Here is an 18,103-nt window from a genome sequence, read left to right on the forward strand (position 1 = left end):
ATGCGTCGATTCCTGCCGCTCGCAGTGTTGGCGGGCCTGAGCGCATGGTTCGGCATCGCCTGGTGCGTCGAGAGCGACCTGGGCCGTGCGATCTATTCGATCGGCGCGGGCCGCGACGGTCGCGAAATCGGCGGCCGTATCGGCGCGGACGGCGGCCTGCGCATGCAGGGCGGCGCGGTCGCGTGCGGCAACTGCCACGGCCAGGACGGCCGTGGCGGCGGCGAAGGCTGGCTGCAGGCGCCCGATCTGCGCTGGTTCGCGCTGAGCAAACCGCACGGCCGGCTGCGCAGCGACGGCAGCACCCGGCCCGCCTACGATCGCGCGTCGCTCGCGCGCGCGCTGCGCGGCGGGATCGCGCCGGACGACGTCGCCTTGGACAGCGCCATGCCGCGCTACGACCTGGCCGAGGACGAAATCGATGCGCTGATCGCGCACCTGCGCACGCTGGACGGCGCGGGATCGGCGCCGGTGCCGCCGGCGCTGGTCGTGTTGGCGCCGGAGCGCGGGCAGGGTGCGGCGACGCGCCTGCTGGACGGGTTGCGGCGTTGCACGGTCGCAGGCGAGCGGATGCCGGCGCTGACCGTGTTGCGCTACGCGAGCTTCGACGACGCGCTCGCGCAGCTGCAGGCGATGGAGCAGGCCGGTACCGTGGCGGCGGTGTTCGCACCGTACTTGCCGGCGGTGGAGTCCGCCTATGCGCGTGCGCCGTTCCAGCGCAGCTTGCCGACGTTGCTGCCGATCGCCCTGGACGGTCTGGAGGCGGCGCCCGACGCGTCGTTGTTGTTCCGTCTGCCGTCGTTGCGCGCGCAAGCGCACGCCTTGCTGCGCGCCTTGCCTGCGCGTAGCGGCGGAACGCTGATCATCCAGGCCGGCGCCGGCCAGGCCCTGGCCGAAGAGCTGGGCGATGCCGCGCAGGCGCGCGGTTGGCGGGTCGGCCTGACGACGGACGCGCAAGCCGCGTCGGCGGCCGATGCGGTGCTGGTCTTGATGCCGTTGACGGCGCCCGCACCCGTGCCGGTACCCGCTATCGACCGCGCGACGACCCTGTTGGTGCCGGCTTTGTTCATGGATCCATCCGCGGCGGAAGCCTGGCGGGCGCGCGGCGCGCGCGTACGCCTCGCGTTCCCGTATCCGCCGCGCAGCCAGGCCCTTGCGGGCCGCTGGATCGGTCCCGAACAGGCTTGGACGGCCTTGGCCTGCGAACTGCTGGCCCGCCTGCCGCCGATGCCGCGCTCGCGCGAGGCCTTGCCCGCGTGGCGCGCGCAGCTCCCGGCGATGGCGCCGCTGCGGCTGGACGCCTGGTTCGAGCTGCCGGCACGTTCCGATTTCGACGACGAAGTCGGCCGCGTCGCGTTGATGGAGTGGCCCGAGCGCGCCGATTCTGAGGAACCGCGGTAGCGCTGCGGGGGTAGGCGAGGCCGCGGCCGTCGCTGCGTGGCGGCAGGCGTCTGCCGCGCCCAGGCGTTCGGTATGCGCCGAACCGGTCGGTTTCGGCTTGTCGCTACGCGCGCGCAGCGGCGACACTAGCGCCGAGGGCGTGGGGACGCCCGCTCATGGGGAATTCGAATGTGGAAGTGGATGCTGGTCGGCCTGATGGCCGTCGCGGCGGGCGCGCATGCCCAGGAAACGACGGACGCCGAGCGTAAGGCGGCCGAGCAGCAGATCGCGCAGGTCGTGCAATCGCTGCAGTATCACGACGGCCAGATCGCCGTGGCCAAGGCGCAGGCGCACCTGAACCTGGGCAAGGAGTTCCGCTATCTGGACTCGGCCGACGCGCGCAAGGTGCTGGAGCAGTTGTGGGGCAATCCGCCCGATGCCGATGTGCTGGGCATGGTCGTGCCGCGCGACGGCGATCTGCTCGGCGATCAGGGCTGGGCGGTGGTGGTGACCTATGCCGACGAGGGCTACGTGTCCGACGAGGACGCGGCCAAGATCGACTACGCGCAGATGCTGCAGGACATGAAGGACGAGGCCAAAGAAGGCAGCAAGGAGCGGCGCGAAGCCGGCTACGGCGGCATCGAGCTGGTCGGCTGGGCCGAACCGCCGCATTACGATGCCGGCGCCAAGAAGCTGTACTGGGCCAAGGAACTCGCGTTCGAAGGCAGCCAGAACCACACCCTCAACTACGACATCCGCGTGCTCGGCCGTCGCGGCTATCTCAGCCTCAACGCCGTGGCCGGCATGGGCGAGTTGGGCCAGGTCCGCACCGGCATGCAGCAGTTGCTGCCCGCGGTCGAATTCGACCAGGGCGCGCGCTACGCCGATTACGACGCCAGCACCGACAAGACCGCGGCCTACGGGCTGGCGGCGCTGGTCGGCGGCGGCATCGCCGCCAAGGCCGGCCTGTTCGGCAAGATCGGCGCCTTGCTGCTGGGCCTGAAGAAGCTGTTGATCCCGCTGGTGCTGGTGATCGGCGCCTTCTTCGGCAAGATTCTGAGCTTCTTCCGTCGCGGCAAGAAGGACGGCGACAGCGGCGCGGTCAGCTGACCCCACGCCTGCGCATGCGCGGGCCGACCGGTCCGCGCATGCGCATAGCCCGTCGCTACGGGCTTGGCGACGCAATCGGGCAGGTCGCGCGGGCCGCGCGCGGGCGCTACCTGAATGCCATGCGTGCCGTAAACGCCGGCTCGACTGCCAAGCGGCGCTATAATTCGCGCCGGCACCCGACTCAGCGAGCGATCGAGTAGCGATGGAACCTGCCCTGAAACAGCGACTGATCGGTGCGGCGGTATTGGTCGCGCTGGCGGTGATCTTCCTGCCCATGCTGATCAAGGGACCGGCGCCGGAAAGCAGCGCCTCCGACGTCCCGCTCAATCTGCCCGAACAGCCCGAAGGCCAGTTCGAGACCCGCGAACTGCCCTTGGTGACGCCGGGCGATGCGCCCAACGGCGGCGCCCTCGGCCTGTCGCCGGCCGCCTCCGGCGCCCCGGGCGAGACCCTGCCGACCGTGGACACCGCGGCTGAAGCCGCCAAGACCGCCGCCAGCGGCGCGATGCCGGCCGCCACCGCGGGCGGCGATTTCGCCGTCAGCTTCGGCAGCTACGCCAGCAGCGGCGACGCCGACCGGGTGGTCGCGGCCCTGCAAGGCGCGCAGCTGCCGGGCTATCAGGAAGCCGTGCCGGGCAACGGCCGCACCCTCTATCGCGTGCGCATCGGGCCCTACGGCTCGCGCGCGGACGCCGAAACCGCGCGCCTGGCCTCGACCAAGGTGCGCAACGACATCAGCGCCAAGGTGGTGACCCTGGACGCCGACGCGACGCCGGCCGCCAGCGCCTCGGCCTCGCAGCCGGTCGCGACCGCAACGCCGACGGTGTCGGCCGCGGTACCGCTGAGCGACAGCCGCACCGCCGCCAAGCCGGCCGCGTTGCCGCCCGAGCCGGCCAAACCCGCCGCGAGCAAGCCTGAGCCGGCCAAGCCGGTCGTTGCGCCGGCCAAGCCGCCGGTCGCGGCCGCCAAACCCGCCGTCGAACCGGGCAAGCCCGCGGTCGCCCCGCCGGCGCCAACCAAGCCGGCCGCCAGCAACACCGGCTTCGCGGTCCAGTTGGGCGCGTTCGGCAGCGCCGACGAGGCCAACAAGCTGCGCGATCGCGCGCGCGCGGCCGGGTTCAGCGCCTTCGTGGAACAGGTCCGTACCGACAAGGGCACGCTCAGCCGCGTGCGCCTGGGTCCGGTCGCCAACCGTGCCGACGCCGACAAGCTGAAAAGCCAGGCCGCGGCCAAGATCGGCGTCGACGGCATCGTCCGTCCGCATCCCTGAGCGAGGTCGCGATGGGCGCCGCCGACTTGATTCTGCTGGCGGTGGTCGCGATATCGGCGCTGTTGGGGCTGATGCGCGGTTTCATCGGCGTGGTCGCTTCGCTGGCGGCCTGGGTGCTGGCCGGCTGGGCCGCGTTCGGTTTCGGCGGCAGCGCCGCCTTGATGCTGTCGGACAACGGCGCGCCGGGACTGGGCGAGATGTTCGGCGGCTACGCGCTGTGTTTCCTGGGCGTGTTGGTCACGGTCTGGGTCGTCGGCTACGTGACCAAGCGCATGGTCCACGAGTCCGGTTTGTCGGGCGTCGATCGGGCGATGGGCTTCGTGGTCGGCGTCGCGCGCGGCGCCCTGATCGCCAGCATGCTGGTGATGCTGGTCGGTTTCACCCCGCTCGCGCACCGGCGCGAGTGGCGCTCGGCAACGCTGGTGCCCTTGTTCGTGCCCGGCGCGCACATGGTGCGCAGCTGGATGCCCGACTGGGCCGGCCGGGCCATGGATTTCAGCGGCGGCGCGCCGGCCTGGATGCCGTCGTTGCCCAAGCTGGATTTGAACATGCAGGGCCTGCCGGGCCTGGGCAGCGGCAACGGCCAGTCTTATGGCCAGGACGTGCTGCCCATTCTCAACGCCGGCGTACTGCCCTTGCTCAAGGGCGCGGGCCTGAAGGACCCGCTGCCAGGAGGCACGCCATCGCAGGATGCGCCGCAGGGCGATCCGCTCGAAGTCGCGCCTCGCTCGAAGCGCGACGAAACCCTGCCCGTGCCGGTCGAGCAGGACGAAGCCTTCGTGATGTAACTCCACGCAACAGCCTTAGGACTCAGAATCATGTGCGGCATACTTGGCATCGTCGGCCATAACGACGTCGCGGCCCAGCTTTACGACGGCCTTACCGTGCTCCAGCATCGCGGCCAGGACGCGGCGGGCATCGCCACCGCCGACGGCGCCAAGCTGCGCGTGCACAAGGGCAACGGCCTGGTCAGCGACGTGTTCGACGAGAAGGCGATGCGCCTGCTCGATGGCCGGGTCGGCATCGGCCATTGCCGCTATCCCACTGCCGGCAGCGAGGGCTCCGACGAAGCCCAGCCGTTCTACGTGAATTCGCCGTTCGGCATCGCGCTGGCCCACAACGGCAACCTGATCAACACCGACGCGCTGCGCCGCGACGTGTTCGAGCAGGACCGCCGCAACGTCAACACCGAATCCGATTCCGAAGTGCTGCTCAACGTGTTCGCGCACGAGCTGGACATGCAGCGCGGGCTGACCCCGGAGGCCGCGTTCAAGGCCATCGAGGGCGTGCACCGGCGCTGCGTCGGCGGTTACGCCGTGGTCGCGATCGTGCTCGGCCTGGGCCTGGTCGCGTTCCGCGATCCCAACGGCATCCGTCCGCTGGTGCTGGGCAAGCGCCACAGCGGCGGCCAGGACGAGTACGCGATCGCGTCGGAGTCGGTGGCGCTGGACCTGCTGGGCTTCGAGCGCGTGCGCGACGTGCGCCCGGGCGAGGGCATCGTGGTCACGCCGCGCGGCGAGCTGTACACCCAGATGTGCGCCGAGCCGCGCCAGCACGCGCCGTGCATCTTCGAGTTCGTCTACTTCGCGCGCCCGGATTCGATGATGGACGATGTCTCGGTGCACAAGGCGCGCATGCGCATGGGCCAGACCCTGGGCGAGAAGATCCTGCGCCTGCGTCCGGACCACGACATCGACGTGGTGATCCCGATCCCCGACACCTCGCGCGACGCCGCCCTGGAAATCTCCAACGTGCTGGGCGTGAAGTACCGCGAGGGCTTCATCAAGAACCGTTACGTCGGCCGCACCTTCATCATGCCGGGCCAGGGCGAGCGCGCGAAATCGGTGCGCCGCAAGCTCAATCCGATTCCGCTGGAGTTCCGCAACCGGGTGGTGCTGCTGGTCGACGACTCGATCGTGCGCGGTACCACCTCCAAGCAGATCGTGCAGATGGCGCGCGACGCCGGCGCGCGCAAGGTCTATCTGGCCTCGGCCGCGCCCGCGGTGCGCTACCCGAACATCTACGGCATCGACATGCCCTCGGCCGACGAATTGGTCGCGCACGATCGCACCGACGACGAGGTGCAGACCCTGCTCGGCTGCGACTGGTTGATCTACCAGGATCTGGACGCGCTGGAACAGGCGGTGTCGGGCCCGAAGCACCGCATCGATCATTTCGACTCGTCCTGCTTCAACGGCGAGTACGTGACCGGTATCGAGCCGGGCTACTTCGAGCGTCTGCAGCAGCTGCGCTCCGACGACGCCAAGAAGACCCGCCGGGTCTCGTGAGCCCCCCGCTTTTCGCTCCGGCTTTTCCCCCCTTTGCAAAAGGGGGGCAGGGGGGAATTGCTGTTGCTCGTACCGCCGCCCCGGCCGGCTGAGCCATGCCCAGCCTGTACGACGCCGCGCGCGCCTGCCTGGACGCCGCCACGCCCGAGGACAAGGTCGCCGCGACCTTCGCCGCCGCCGACGCCTACGCACGCGGCGAGCTGACCACGCCGGACGACGCGCCGGCGCCGGATCCGATCCGCATGCCCGGCCGCCCCGAGCGGCCCTGGCTGGTGCATCCGCGCGACCTGCCCAAGCGCGGTTTCGGTACCCAGGAGGGACGCGCGGCGTTCGTGCACGCGATCGCGCATATCGAATTCAACGCCATCGACCTGGCCTGGGACGCGGTCTACCGTTTCCGCGGCCTGCCGGCGCGGTTCTACGCCGACTGGGTGAGCGTGGCCAGGGACGAGGCGCGCCACTTCGCGCTGTTGCGCGCGCGCCTGCGCGAGCTGGGCTACGACTACGGCGATTTCGACGCCCACAACGGCCTGTGGGAAATGGCCGAGAAGACCGCCCACGACGGACTGTCGCGCATGGCCCTGGTGCCGCGCGTGCTGGAGGCGCGCGGCCTGGACGTGACGCCGGGCATGATCGTCAAGCTGCGCTCGCTGGGCGACACCGCTACTGTCGCGATCCTGGAAACGATCCTGCGCGAGGAGGTCGCGCACGTCGCCGCCGGCTCGCAGTGGTTCCGCTGGTACTGCGAACGCGACGGCATCGAACCCGGCCCGCGCTTCCGCGAACTGCTGGCCGAGTACGCGCGCGCCGTGCTCTACGGCCCGTTCAATTTCGAAGCGCGCAGCGCGGCCGGCTTCGACGACGAGGAGCTGCGCATGCTCGAGGCCTTCGTCCAGCGTTGAGCATGCCCTGATCCGCGTCGCGGGCCCTCCAGTGGCTCGCTGCTGCAACAGGGGCGCGCGCGGGGGCGCCTGTCATGGTGGAGGCCACCCGAGCGCGCCTCAGCCCACCCGCACCAGCACCCAGCGTTGCGCGTAGGCGTTGTTGATCGAGAGGCTGTCGTAGTAGTGGTAGAGCTTGACCGGGCTGCCGTTCTCCTGGCGAGCGCCGAACACGTCCAGTACCGAGCGCGGCGCGTGCTTGGGACTGATCCGGAGCAGGCCGACGTCCAGGCGCCGGCTGTCCGGGTCCTCGCCCATGCGCTCGAACTTCCACAGCTGATCGTTGCGGCCGTTCACGGCTTCGATCGCGATCGCGCTGCCGTCGGCGATGCCGCCGTCAACCACGGTCAGCGCCTTTTCCGGAGCGCTCAGCGCATGCAGGCGATAGTAGCCGCCGCCGACGTTGTGCACGCGCCAGCGCTGCCCGCTTTCGGTCGGCATCGGCGCCATGCCGGGCAGGGTGGGCATGCCCGGCCAAAGTGGGGGCAGGTCGGTCAGGGCTTGGCATATGCCGACATCGCGCCCGCCGACCAGCACGGTCAGGCGGCTGTTCAGCGCCAGCCGCGGCCGCAGTTCGTAGATGGCATCGTCGCGCAGGCTTTCGCTGGGATTGGCGCTGACGATGGCGGCGATCAAGTCGTGGTACATGCCGCCGGTGAACTGCTCCGGGTAGTCCATGGGCACGATGCCATAGCGTCCCGGCGCGGCGGCGCGAAAGAACCGGTAGAGCTTGGGGTTGGTGGTTTCGGCCAGGGTGATTGGCCAGACCGTGCCGGTGCCGCTGGCGAAGTTGATGAACAGCTTGCGTTTGTCTGGGTCGCGCACCGCGTCCGACAAGGCCCGCTCGATGTAGACGTCGAACTTGCTGGCGCGGTTGAAGTGCGAGTAGACCTTGTATTCGTCCTGCACGTCGAAGAGGACGCCGTCGGCGTTGAGGTGTCGGAACGGGCAGTTGTCCGGCCAGTAGGTGGCGTCGATGCCGATCGCGCCGGGTTGGTAGCGGCGCAGCAACACGATCTTGCGCCTGACCTCGCCCAGCTTGGGCACCGTCTTGCCGGTGTGCCAGAACTCGCGGCTACCGGAATGGGCGATGCTGGCCGCGAACAGGTCGGCGAAGGCCTGGTCGTGATGGCCCGGCTGCTCGTTCTTGACCGACATCACGATGCATTCGAAGTTGTGCGCGGCCAGGAAGCGCTCGCAGACGCCCAGTACGTAGTCGAACGTGCGCTCCATGTCGGACGAGCCGTGGCACAGCCGCAGCACCGGTGGCGACACCGCGTTGTCGTAGCGCAAGCGTATGTCGAGAAAGCGAATGCCTTGCCGCAGCTGGGCTTCGATATCCAGGTCCTGGCAGCGGGTCCAGCCCTCTTTCATGCCGATGTCGCTGCGGTACAGCGCGGTCACGCTGTCGTGGGTGCCGGGGATGCTGAGCTCGGACAGGTAGCGGCTGTCGTCGACGTACCGCATCCAATCGGTGACGACGGCGCGCGAGGCGTTGGGCATGGCGGACTCCGGGGGTGTCGGATGCTGCGATGGTTCCGCGCGCGATCGGGCGCGGCAATCGCCGAAATCAGGTAGGCCGCAGGCGTATCGCCCCGCCGCGCGTGCCCCGGCTGTCTGTGGGAGCGGCGTAAGCCGCGATCGGCTGCCGGCGTGCTTCCGGCTCGCGTCGCAAGCGGGTTCCATCGCGGCTTACGCCGCTCCCACAGAGCGGGTGAAAGATTCATGGTGCTGGCGCGCGAATCGGGCTGGGGAGCGTGCGCTGCGCAGCGTTGTCGGGCGAACTGCCTTCTGACTGCAACCTCGCGTACACACGATATCGACAGACTTCCGCGGCTTCGCTCTGCATGCCGCCCGGAGTGATATTTGCAATGCACGGCGGCCTCCCTGATGGAAATCCCGACATGACGACGAAGACGACGATCCTCGCCGCCTCGATTCTGCTGTGCCTGTACACCGCCGCCGCACGCGCCGAGACGCCTGCCGCGCAGCCCGATGCCGACGCCGCGTCCGCCGCGGCCATGGACGACGCCACCACGCTGGACGCGGTCTCGGTGGTGGGTACCGGCCAGACCCGTCAGGTCCAGTCGCTGGGCCGCGCCGACCTGCAGCGCGAAGCCGCCGGCACCAGCCCGCTCAAGGTCATGGCCAAGCTGCCGGGCGTGCATTTCCAGAGCTCCGATCCCTGGGGCAACTACGAATGGTCGAGCAAGCTCAGCATCCGCGGCTTCTCGCAGCAGCAGCTGGGTTTCACCCTCGACGGCGTGCCGCTGGGCGACATGAGCTACGGCAACCACAACGGCCTGCACATCAGCCGCGCGATCATCAGCGAGAACCTGTCCGGCGCCGAGCTGTCGCAGGGCAGCGGCGCGATCGACACCGCGTCCAGCGGCAACCTCGGCGGCACCTTGCGTTTCTTCAGCAGCGACCCGTCCGCCGACTACGGCGTGCGCCTGGCCCAGACCTTCGGCAGCGACGCCACCCGCCGCAGCTACGCGCGCGTCGACACCGGCGACCACAACGGCTTCAGCGCCTACCTCAGCGGCGCCTTCCACACCACCGACAAGTGGAAAGGCGAGGGCCCGCAGCGCAACGCTCAGTTCAACGCCAAGTTGGTCTATGCGACCGAGGACCTCAAGCTCACCGGCTATGCCGCGACCTCGCGTCGGCGCGAGACCGACTACGCCGACCTGTCGCTGGATTCGGCGCGCCGCCTGGGCATGGATTGGGACAACTACGCCGGCGACTGGCAGCGCGCGATCGACGCCGCCGGCGGCATCTTCCGCGGCGGCGTGAACAGCCTCGACGATGCCTACTACATCGCCCGCGGCCTGCGCGACGACGACCTGCTGTACGTCTCGGCCGACTGGTCGGCCAGCGAAGACCTGAGCTTCGCCGCCACCGCCTATTACCACCGCAACGAAGGCCAGGGCCATTGGGCCACGCCCTACGCGTCCTCGCCGACCGTGCCGATCGCGATGCGCACCACCGAGTACGACATCGAGCGCACCGGCATCACCCCCAGTCTGACCTGGCAGATCGGCAACCATCGCCTGCAGGCCGGCCTGTGGCTGGAGCGCAACGCCCACGGCGTGCAGCGCAACTTCTACAACCTGCGCCGCGACACCGCGCCGGACGGGATCTACTTCCTGCGCGATCCCGACGCGCGCGTGTTCCGTCAGCGCTTCGACACCGACACCCGCCAGTTCTACGTCACCGACCACATGGAGTTCATCGACGGCCGCCTGGCGATCGATGCCGGCTTCAAGGGCACGCGCGTGGAGACCGACGGCAAGAACCTGATCGGCAGCCGCGCCGGCGGCAAGCTGGAGGCCGAGGACAACTTCCTGCCCCAGGTCGGCGCGCGCTGGCAGTTCAGCGAGCACGAAGAGATCTTCGGCTCCTACAGCGAGAACATGGCCGCGTTCCGCACCGGCGTGAACGGCCCGCATTCGACCTCGCAGGCCGCGTTCAATGCCGCCGTGGCGACGCTGGAACCGGAAACCTCGCGCACCATCGAGGCCGGCCTGCGCACCAGCCGCGACGGCCTGGAAGCGTCGGTGGCGCTGTACCGCGTCGACTTCGAGAACCGCCTGCTCGCGATCGCGCGCTGCGCCGGCATCGTCGGCTGCGCGTCCAGCTTCGCCAACGTCGGCGACGTCGAGACCCGCGGCGCCGAACTGACCGTGCTGTGGACGCCGATCGAGGGCCTGAGCTGGTACAACTCGCTGGCCTTCAACAAGTCCGAATACGCCTCGGACTACCTGGACGGCACCACCTTGATTCCGGCCAGGGGCAAGGACGTGGTCGACGCGCCCAAGCGCCTGTACGCGACCGAGCTGCGCTGGAGCCGCGACGGTTTCTCGGCCCAGATCGGCGCCAAGTACACCGACAAGCGCTACCTGACCTATCTCAACGATTCCAAGGTCGGTTCGTTCTGGGTCGCCGACGCCGCCGTGTCCTACGAGTGGACCGAACTGAGCTGGGCGGATGCGTTCAAGCTGCAGTTCAACGTCACCAACCTGTTCGACGAAGACTACTTCGGCAGCATCGGCACCAACGGCTTCGTGACCTCCGACCCGAACGGTCTGAACTACACGCTGCAATCGGGCGCGCCGCGGCAGATGTTCCTGACCGCGGAAGTGAAGTTCTGATGAGGTGGCATCTCTCCTAGGGGGAGATGCTTGCTTCGACCTGCCACAGCGACGAAATCGTAGGGTGCGGTGAGCCCTGGGCGAACCGCACCTTAGCGCCGATCGGGCGCCCGCGATGGTGCGGTTGCCACCGCACCCTACGTCGCCCGGAGCGACGCCGCGAAGTTCAGCTCAGCGCCTGCAGTTGCAGACCATCGCGGTTCACCCGCAGCACCGAGCCCTGGTCGTACCAGTCGCCCAGCACCACGCGCTGGCGCGCGCTGCCCGCCACGTCCAGCTCGTGCACGGCGGGGCGGTGGGTGTGGCCGTGGATCATGCGGATCAGGCCGTAGCGCGCGAACACGCTGCCGACGGTGGCCGGCGAGACGTCGGTGATGGTTTCCATGGTGCCGGCGTCGCGCAGGCCGGACTGGTGGGCCTTGCTGGCCGCGCGCGCTTGCTGCGCGAACGCCAATCGCGCGGCCAACGGCTGGGCCAGGAACTGCGCCTGCCAGGCCGGGTCGCGGGTCTGGGCGCGGAACTGCTGATAGGCGACATCGTCGGTGCACAGCAGGTCGCCGTGCTGGATCAGGGTCGGCTGGCCGTACAGCACCACCACCGCCGGGTCGGGCAGGATGCGCATGCCGGCGCGGCGCGCATAGTCATCGCCGAGCAGGAAATCGCGATTGCCGCGGATGAACGACACCGGCACGCCGCTGTCGGCCAGCGCACGCAGCTCGGCGGCCACGTAGGCGCCGGTCTCGGAGGGGTCGTCGTCGCCGACCCAGGCTTCGAACAGGTCGCCCAGGATGTACAGGGCGTCGGCGCCGCGGGCCTCCGAGCGCAGGAATTGGCCGAACAGGGCGGTGGTCTGCGGGCGTTCCGCGTCCAGGTGCAGGTCGGAAATGAAAAGGGTCGTCATCGGCCTAGTTTAGGGCACCGGCGCCGAGCGGCAGGCCGGGCGCGGCGCGCGCGGGCGGCCCAGGCCCGGATTCGTGCCGGTTCGCGCCTCGAGGCGCTGCGCTGGCGGCGCGGCCGGCAGCGCCACGGCCACTCCGTTAAAATGCCCGATTCCCCGATCCATCCGAGCCCCGCATGACCTGCCGCACCCGCTTCGCTCCCAGTCCCACCGGCTACCTGCACATCGGCGGCGCGCGCACCGCGCTGTACTGCTGGCTGGAAGCGCGCCGCGCGGGCGGCCAGTTCATCCTGCGCATCGAGGACACCGACCAGGAGCGCAGCACCCAGGCCGCGATCGACGCGATCCTGGAGGCGATGGACTGGCTGGGCCTGGGCTACGACGAGGGCCCGATCTACCAGACCCAGCGCCTGGCGCGTTATCGCGAGGTCGCCGAGCAGATGGTCGCGGCCGGCACCGCCTATTACGCCTACGAGACCCGCGAAGAGCTCGCGGCCGCGCGCGACGCCGCGATGGCGGCCAAGGAGAAGCCGCGCTACAACGGCGCCTACCGCGACCGCAACGCGCCCTACCGCGACGATCCGAACCGGGTGATCCGCTTCAAGAATCCGCTCGATGGCACCGTCGCGTTCGACGACAAGGTCAAGGGCACCATCGAGATCGCCAACAGCGAGCTCGACGATCTGGTGATCTTCCGCGCCGACGGCTACCCGACCTACAACTTCGCGGTCGTGGTCGACGACCTGGACATGGGCATCACCGATGTCGTGCGCGGCGACGACCACGTCAACAACACCCCGCGCCAGATCAACATCTACCGCGCGCTGGGCGCGCCGGTGCCGCATTTCTCGCACCTGCCGATGATCCTGGACGAGGATGGCAACAAGCTGTCCAAGCGCACCGGCGCGGCCGACGTGATGCAGTACCGCGACGAGGGCTATCTGCCGCACGCGCTGCTGAACTACCTGGTGCGCCTGGGCTGGTCGCACGGCGATCAGGAAATCTTCTCGATCGAGGAGATGACCCGCCTGTTCAAGCTCGAGGACGTGAACTCCAAGGCCTCGCGCCTGGATTCGGCCAAGCTGGGCTGGCTGAACCAGCAATACCTCAAGAACGACGATCCGGTCGAGGTCGGCAAGCACCTGGAGTGGCATCTGCTGAACAACGGTTACGACCTCGCCGCCGGCCCGGCGCCGGCCGACGTGGTGATCGCGCTGCGCGACCGCGTGCAGACCCTCAAGGACATGGCCGAGCGCGCCGGAGTCTGGTATCGCCCGCTGCAGCAGTACGACGAGGCCGCGGTCGCCAAGCATCTCAACGCCGCCGCCCAGGCCCCGTTGGCCGAGGCGCGCACGCGCCTGGCCGCGCTGGAGGCCTGGACCGCCGAGGCCGTGGCCGCGGCCCTGCATGCCGCCGCCGAGGCCCTGGGCATCGGCATGGGCAAGGTCGCCCAGCCGCTGCGTGTGGCCATCACCGGCACCCAGGTCAGCCCGGACATCTCGCACACGGTCTATCTGGCCGGTCAGGCCCAGGCCTTGCAGCGCATCGACGCCGCCCTCATTAAGATCCCAGCCTAGGACGCGTCAGCGCCGCGCCACCGGAGCCCGCCATGAGCAGCCACACCGCCTGCACCGACCCCAAGCACCACGTCCACGACGGCGACGCCTTCGTGCACGAGGTGGAGCGGGCCTGCGAGCAGCGCGGGCTGCGGCTCACGCCGATCCGCGCCCACGCCCTGCGCCTGATCGCCGACGCCGGCAAGCCGATGAAGGCCTACGATCTTCTCGATCGCATGAAGGCCACCCACGACGCGGCCGCGCCGCCGACGGTGTATCGCGCGCTGGACTTCCTGCTCGAGCACGGCTTCATCCACAAGCTGGCCTCGATCAACGCCTTCGTGGGCTGCCATCACCCGGGCGGCGCCCAGCACGCGGTGCCGTTCCTGATCTGCGACAGCTGCCAGTCGGCGACCGAGCTGGAAGACGAGCGCATCGTCGATCTGCTGGAAGCGCGCGCCCGCGCGCTGGGCTTCGCGCCGCAGGCGCAGACCCTGGAAGTGCATGGCATGTGCGCGGACTGCGTGGCCAAGCAGGCGGCTTGAGCGCGTAATTCGCCTCCTGTCCTGTGGGAGCGGCGTAAGCCGCGATGGCCTTACCCGGTACGGTGGCGCTAATCGCGGCTTACGCCGCTCCCACAGAAAGCGCACGTCCCCCAGGGGCAAGTTAGAACCGCGACGACTCAGGCCGTCGCCAGCGCGCGCTGCACGCGCGCCTCGCGGATCGGCAGGTTCGCGGCGGCGGCCAGCAGGGCCAGCACGATGTCGGCGTACCACATCCAGGTGTAGTCGCCGAACTTCGCCATCGCCAAACCGCCGAACCAGGCGCCGAAGAAACCGCCGATCTGGTGCGACAGCAGGGTCAGGCCGAACAAGGTGCCCAGGTAGCGCGGCCCGAACAGTTTGCCGACCAGGCCCGCGGTCGGCGGCACCGTGGCCAGCCAGGTCAGGCCCAGGCCCGCGGCGAAGATGAAGAAGGTGGTCGGCGTGGGCGGCGACACCAGGTAGAGGCCGATCATCGCCGCGCGGCTCGCGTACATCGCCGCCAGCAGGTACTTCATGCGATAGCGCTGGCCCAGCGCACCCGCGGCCAGGCTGCCGGCGACGTTGAACAGGCCGATCAGGGCCAGGGCCACCGCCGATACGCTGTCGGGCAAGCCGCACAGCGCGATCTCGCCGGGCAGGTGGGTGACCAGGAAGGCGATGTGGAAGCCGCAGGTGAAGAAGCCGATGTGCAGGCACCAGTAACTGCGGTCGCGTAGCGCGATGCGCACCTGCTCGCGCAGGCCGATGCCGGGTGCGGCCGTCGCGGCCGCGGCGCTGGCGGGCGCTGCGCGCCGGCGCAGCGGCCAGGCCAGGGGCAGCGTCGCCAGGGCCGCCACCGCCAATGCCCACATGCCCGCGGCCCAGCCCGCGGCGCTGATCACCGCCTGCGCGAACGGCGCGAACAGGAACTGCCCGAACGAGCCGCCGGCGTTGATCACGCCCGCGGCCATGGAACGGTTCTGCGCCGGCACCCGAGCCGCGGTCGCGCCGATCAGGATCGAAAAACTGCCCGCGCCCGCGCCGGCCGCGGCCAACACGCCCAGGGTCAGCAGCAGACCCCATTCGGACGCGAACATCGGCGTCAGCGCCATGCCCGCGACCAGCAGCACGCTGCCGAACACCAGCACCCGGCCGGGGCCGCGCTGATCGGCGATGGCGCCGAACACCGGCTGCACCGCGCCCCACACGAATTGGCCGATCGCCAGCGCGAAGCTGATCTGGGCGATGCCCAGGCCGGTGCTGGCGCCGAGCGGCTTCACGAACAGGCCCAGCGACTGGCGCACGCCCATGGTGATCATCAGCATCGCGGTGGCGGCCAGCACCAGCGGCCAATAGCGGATCGTAGGCGCGGCGGCGGACGGAACGGCGGCATCGGCGCTCATACGCGGGGTCCTTGCAGTTGGGCGATCGCAAGATCGAGGTGCGCATGCAGCGCGAGCAGGGCTTCGCGACCGAGTTCGCGTTCGATGGCGTCCTGCGCGGCCTGCCACAGCGGGATCGCGCGTGCGATCGCGCGCTTGCCGGCGGCGGTGACCTGGACCCGGCGCTGGCGCGCATCCTCACCGGCCACGCTGGCGAGCCAGCCGGCGGCGAGCAGCGGCTTGAGATCGCGGCTGAGCGTGCTGCGGTCCATGCCGAGCTCGCGCGCGAACTCGCCGATGCTGCGCGGCTCGCCACCGACGCGGCGCAAGATCGAATACTGATTGAGGTTGAGCGCGGCCGGCGCCAGCGCCTGGTCGTAGCGCTGGCTCATCAGCCGGGTCAGCTTGCGCACGCGGAAGCAGGTGCAGGGCGACATCGCGCTGTCGCGCGCGCGCGGATCATCGCCGGCGGCGGGCTTGCTGCGGACTTTCGAAGCGGGGGAGGCCGGCATTGAGTGCATATGCATGTGATTAACGTGCATATACCCATATTTCGGGCGTCGACGCAAGCGTCTGCCGCTGGATGGACGCCAAACGCGGTGCGCGGGCCCGGGAGGTCAGCGAGTGGGGCGCCCGCGCGCATCGGCATGGCTTGGCCGATCCGCAACGCGCGTTGCGTTCACCTTCGCACAGGGAGTTATGCGGCCATGAGGCCGCTGCACCGGCGACGCGCACAGCGCGCTTACAGTCGACACGACAAGGAGCAGTTCATGCCCGGCGATATCTTCATCCACGGCAATCCGTACATCGATATCCTCTACAAGTTCCCCTGTCCGCAACGCATCCTGATGGTCGCCGACAGCTCGCTCGACTTCGGCACCGCCGGTTTCGGGTTGTCCGAGTTCGTGCAGGTGGTGCGCAACGCCGGCCACACCGTGACCACCGCGCATCGCTCCGGCTCCGGCCCCGGCCTCAGCATCGCCGGCAGCTACGACTTCGCGACCGCCGCCACCGCGGTGACCGTCGCCAACTACGACCAGATCTGGCTGTTCGCCTTCAGCACCTCGGCCTTGCAGCCCGCCGAGCAGCAGCGTATCGCCCAGTTCATGCGCGACGGCGGCGGCATGTTCGCCACCGGCGACCACGACACCATCGGCGCGGGCATGGGCGCCAACCTGCCGCGGATCCGCTCGATGCGCGATTGGGCCAGCATTCCGATGGCGACCGTGGACCGCCACGACACCGTGCTGGAACCGGGCGCCGACGGCATCAAGCAGTTCAACGATCAGGCCGACGCGATTCCGCAGCGCATGTTCCCGGTGTTCTTCTCCAACGGCGGCGATCCCTTCGTGGCCTCGACCTGGGCGGTGCATCCGGTGCTGCGCCACAGTTCCGGCGCGGTGGACTATCTGCCCGACCATCCGCACGAAAGCCGCTGCCTGGCGCCGACGCCGGTCGCCGGCAACTTCGCGGGCATCGAGGAATGGCCCGCGCCCAGCGGCGGTGGCGCGCGGATCGCGCCGGTGGTGGTGGCGGTCTCGATGTCGGCCGGGCGCTTCATCGTCAGCGGCGCGCCGACCTCCAGCGGCACCAAGCCGCCGGTCTACCCGCGCAGCTTCGGCGCGATCTCGGCCTACGACGGCGACCCCGCCGGCGCCGGCCGCATCGTGTGCGACGCGACCTGGCACCACTTCGTGAACATCAACCTCAACGGTTCCGGCGCGGGCAACGACCCGACCACCGGGCTGCCGCGGACCGGGCTATACGCCGGCGGCATGCCGACGCCGGAATACCAGAAGATCCGCAGCTACTACCTCAACACCGTGCGTTGGTTGGCGCCGATCGGCCGCCGTTACTGCTGGCCGTTCCTGACCGCCGCGGCGATCCGCTACGACTACGAGATCGCCGAGCTGCGCCTGCCGCTGCCGCATCCCTGTCCCTGGGATCCGCTGTTGAAGCTGGGCCGGGTGGTGGAGGAAGTGTTGCTGGCGCGTATGGGCCCGGGCGCGTTGGCGGACCTTGTGGACGGCATGTTGGCCACCGCCGGTCGCGGTTCGGGCCTGGCCGAATTGCTCGACAGTGCGCGCGTGCGCGGCGAGGCCAAGGAGGGCGGCGCACCCTCGCTGCTGCCCTTGCAGGACCTGCGTCGGGCGGTGGCGGGCACTCTGGTCAATCTGTTGGCCGCGAAGCTGCCCGAGGACGAGCAGAAGCTGGCATCGCTCATGCGCGATCACGACGGCCTGGCGATCGACGCCATCGCCGAGAGCCTGCAGGCGGCGGAGGGCGTTATCGTCGAGTACGTGGGCAAGGCATTGGAAGCCAGCGCGGCGCAGCTGCAGTCGCTGCGCGCTCAGTCGGTGAAGGCCGGCAAGCCGGTGTCGCGGCCCACGCGCTCCGGCGCCAAGCCCGGCAAGGCGCTCAAGCAGGCCAAATCCGCGAAGCCCGCGGCCAAGGCCGGGAAGACCTCGCGCTAAGGACGTACGTGTCCGCCAGCGTCGCCGTCCGCGGAGCGGGACGGCGACGCGGCGGGCACGCTGCCTAAACGTCCGAGTTCATGCGCGGGCCGCGATGCCGCGCGTCGATCCGTGCGGCGATCGCCAACG

The 18,103-nt window shown here is 69.8% G+C and carries 14 protein-coding genes; 10 read left to right on the top strand and 4 right to left on the bottom strand.

Going from position 1 to position 18,103, the window contains the following annotated elements; all coding sequences use genetic code 11:
* The 6 genes from ASE35_RS00425 to ASE35_RS00450 all read left to right on the top strand — a co-directional run bounded on the left by ASE35_RS00425 (position 1) and on the right by ASE35_RS00450 (position 6,947).
* Entirely contained in the window at positions 1–1,398 is a 1,398-nt protein-coding gene (locus tag ASE35_RS00425; protein WP_057162641.1) for a c-type cytochrome, read from the top strand.
* 168 nt (positions 1,399–1,566) lie between these two features.
* Complete coding sequence (locus tag ASE35_RS00430) at positions 1,567–2,487, top strand: DUF2167 domain-containing protein (protein ID WP_057162642.1); 921 nt, start codon at positions 1,567–1,569, stop codon at positions 2,485–2,487.
* Between the two features lie 202 nt (positions 2,488–2,689).
* Complete coding sequence (locus ASE35_RS00435; protein ID WP_057162643.1) at positions 2,690–3,757, top strand: SPOR domain-containing protein; 1,068 nt, start codon at positions 2,690–2,692, stop codon at positions 3,755–3,757.
* A gap of 11 nt (positions 3,758–3,768) precedes the next feature.
* On the top strand, positions 3,769–4,545 hold the full coding sequence (locus tag ASE35_RS00440) for a CvpA family protein (RefSeq protein WP_057162644.1): 777 nt from the start codon (positions 3,769–3,771) through the stop codon (positions 4,543–4,545).
* A 30-nt stretch (positions 4,546–4,575) separates the two neighbouring features.
* Positions 4,576–6,045: an amidophosphoribosyltransferase gene (gene purF / locus ASE35_RS00445; RefSeq protein ID WP_056172513.1), complete on the top strand. Its 1,470-nt coding sequence runs from the start codon at positions 4,576–4,578 to the stop codon at positions 6,043–6,045.
* 95 nt (positions 6,046–6,140) lie between these two features.
* Complete coding sequence (locus tag ASE35_RS00450; protein WP_057162645.1) at positions 6,141–6,947, top strand: ferritin-like domain-containing protein; 807 nt, start codon at positions 6,141–6,143, stop codon at positions 6,945–6,947.
* 99 nt (positions 6,948–7,046) lie between these two features.
* Here ASE35_RS00450 and ASE35_RS00455 read toward each other — a convergent pair whose 3' ends face one another.
* Positions 7,047–8,489, bottom strand: a complete 1,443-nt coding sequence (locus ASE35_RS00455) for a phosphatidylinositol-specific phospholipase C domain-containing protein (protein WP_057162646.1) — start codon at positions 8,487–8,489, stop codon at positions 7,047–7,049.
* A 401-nt stretch (positions 8,490–8,890) separates the two neighbouring features.
* Between ASE35_RS00455 and ASE35_RS00460 the strand changes: the two genes are divergently transcribed.
* On the top strand, positions 8,891–11,140 hold the full coding sequence (locus ASE35_RS00460) for a TonB-dependent receptor (protein ID WP_057162647.1): 2,250 nt from the start codon (positions 8,891–8,893) through the stop codon (positions 11,138–11,140).
* Between the two features lie 166 nt (positions 11,141–11,306).
* On the opposite strand, the gene lpxH is transcribed toward ASE35_RS00460, so the two are convergent.
* The gene (gene lpxH, locus ASE35_RS00465) at positions 11,307–12,041 is read right to left on the bottom strand and encodes a UDP-2,3-diacylglucosamine diphosphatase (protein ID WP_057162648.1); all 735 of its coding nucleotides are present in this window, start codon (positions 12,039–12,041) and stop codon (positions 11,307–11,309) included.
* Between the two features lie 173 nt (positions 12,042–12,214).
* Here lpxH and gltX point away from each other — a divergent pair, with 173 nt between their 5' ends.
* Together gltX and ASE35_RS00475 are read left to right on the top strand one after the other, a co-directional pair.
* Positions 12,215–13,615: a glutamate--tRNA ligase gene (gene gltX / locus ASE35_RS00470; protein WP_057161477.1), complete on the top strand. Its 1,401-nt coding sequence runs from the start codon at positions 12,215–12,217 to the stop codon at positions 13,613–13,615.
* Positions 13,616–13,647: 32 nt separating this feature from the next.
* Complete coding sequence (locus tag ASE35_RS00475) at positions 13,648–14,139, top strand: transcriptional repressor (protein ID WP_056172532.1); 492 nt, start codon at positions 13,648–13,650, stop codon at positions 14,137–14,139.
* Between the two features lie 137 nt (positions 14,140–14,276).
* Here ASE35_RS00475 and ASE35_RS00480 read toward each other — a convergent pair whose 3' ends face one another.
* Both ASE35_RS00480 and ASE35_RS00485 read right to left on the bottom strand, forming a co-directional pair.
* A complete protein-coding gene (locus ASE35_RS00480; protein WP_056172535.1) occupies positions 14,277–15,521 on the bottom strand; it encodes an MFS transporter in 1,245 nt (414 codons plus the stop codon).
* On the bottom strand, positions 15,518–16,027 hold the full coding sequence (locus ASE35_RS00485; RefSeq protein ID WP_235569972.1) for a MarR family winged helix-turn-helix transcriptional regulator: 510 nt from the start codon (positions 16,025–16,027) through the stop codon (positions 15,518–15,520). The genes ASE35_RS00480 and ASE35_RS00485 overlap by 4 nt, the downstream gene beginning before the upstream one ends.
* Positions 16,028–16,270: 243 nt before the next feature.
* On the opposite strand from ASE35_RS00485, the gene ASE35_RS00490 reads away from it, so the two are divergent.
* The gene (locus ASE35_RS00490) at positions 16,271–17,974 is read left to right on the top strand and encodes a hypothetical protein (RefSeq protein WP_157489189.1); all 1,704 of its coding nucleotides are present in this window, start codon (positions 16,271–16,273) and stop codon (positions 17,972–17,974) included.
* The last annotated feature ends 129 nt before the right edge of the window (positions 17,975–18,103 follow it).

It is taken from the genome of Lysobacter sp. Root916 (genome assembly GCF_001429785.1).
Taxonomy (GTDB): Bacteria; Pseudomonadota; Gammaproteobacteria; order Xanthomonadales; family Xanthomonadaceae; genus Lysobacter.

Excerpts from the sequence above, each read along its gene's own strand:
- ASE35_RS00425 (WP_057162641.1), top strand. The coding sequence starts at position 1 with ATGCGTCGATTCCTGCCGCTCGCAGTGTTGGCGGGCCTGAGCGCATGG.
- ASE35_RS00430 (WP_057162642.1), top strand. The coding sequence starts at position 1,567 with ATGTGGAAGTGGATGCTGGTCGGCCTGATGGCCGTCGCGGCGGGCGCG.
- ASE35_RS00435 (WP_057162643.1), top strand. The coding sequence starts at position 2,690 with ATGGAACCTGCCCTGAAACAGCGACTGATCGGTGCGGCGGTATTGGTC.
- ASE35_RS00440 (WP_057162644.1), top strand. The coding sequence starts at position 3,769 with ATGGGCGCCGCCGACTTGATTCTGCTGGCGGTGGTCGCGATATCGGCG.
- purF (WP_056172513.1), top strand. The coding sequence starts at position 4,576 with ATGTGCGGCATACTTGGCATCGTCGGCCATAACGACGTCGCGGCCCAG.
- ASE35_RS00450 (WP_057162645.1), top strand. The coding sequence starts at position 6,141 with ATGCCCAGCCTGTACGACGCCGCGCGCGCCTGCCTGGACGCCGCCACG.
- ASE35_RS00455 (WP_057162646.1), bottom strand. The coding sequence starts at position 8,489 with ATGCCCAACGCCTCGCGCGCCGTCGTCACCGATTGGATGCGGTACGTC.
- ASE35_RS00460 (WP_057162647.1), top strand. The coding sequence starts at position 8,891 with ATGACGACGAAGACGACGATCCTCGCCGCCTCGATTCTGCTGTGCCTG.
- lpxH (WP_057162648.1), bottom strand. The coding sequence starts at position 12,041 with ATGACGACCCTTTTCATTTCCGACCTGCACCTGGACGCGGAACGCCCG.
- gltX (WP_057161477.1), top strand. The coding sequence starts at position 12,215 with ATGACCTGCCGCACCCGCTTCGCTCCCAGTCCCACCGGCTACCTGCAC.
- ASE35_RS00475 (WP_056172532.1), top strand. The coding sequence starts at position 13,648 with ATGAGCAGCCACACCGCCTGCACCGACCCCAAGCACCACGTCCACGAC.
- ASE35_RS00480 (WP_056172535.1), bottom strand. The coding sequence starts at position 15,521 with ATGAGCGCCGATGCCGCCGTTCCGTCCGCCGCCGCGCCTACGATCCGC.
- ASE35_RS00485 (WP_235569972.1), bottom strand. The coding sequence starts at position 16,027 with ATGCATATGCACTCAATGCCGGCCTCCCCCGCTTCGAAAGTCCGCAGC.
- ASE35_RS00490 (WP_157489189.1), top strand. The coding sequence starts at position 16,271 with ATGCCCGGCGATATCTTCATCCACGGCAATCCGTACATCGATATCCTC.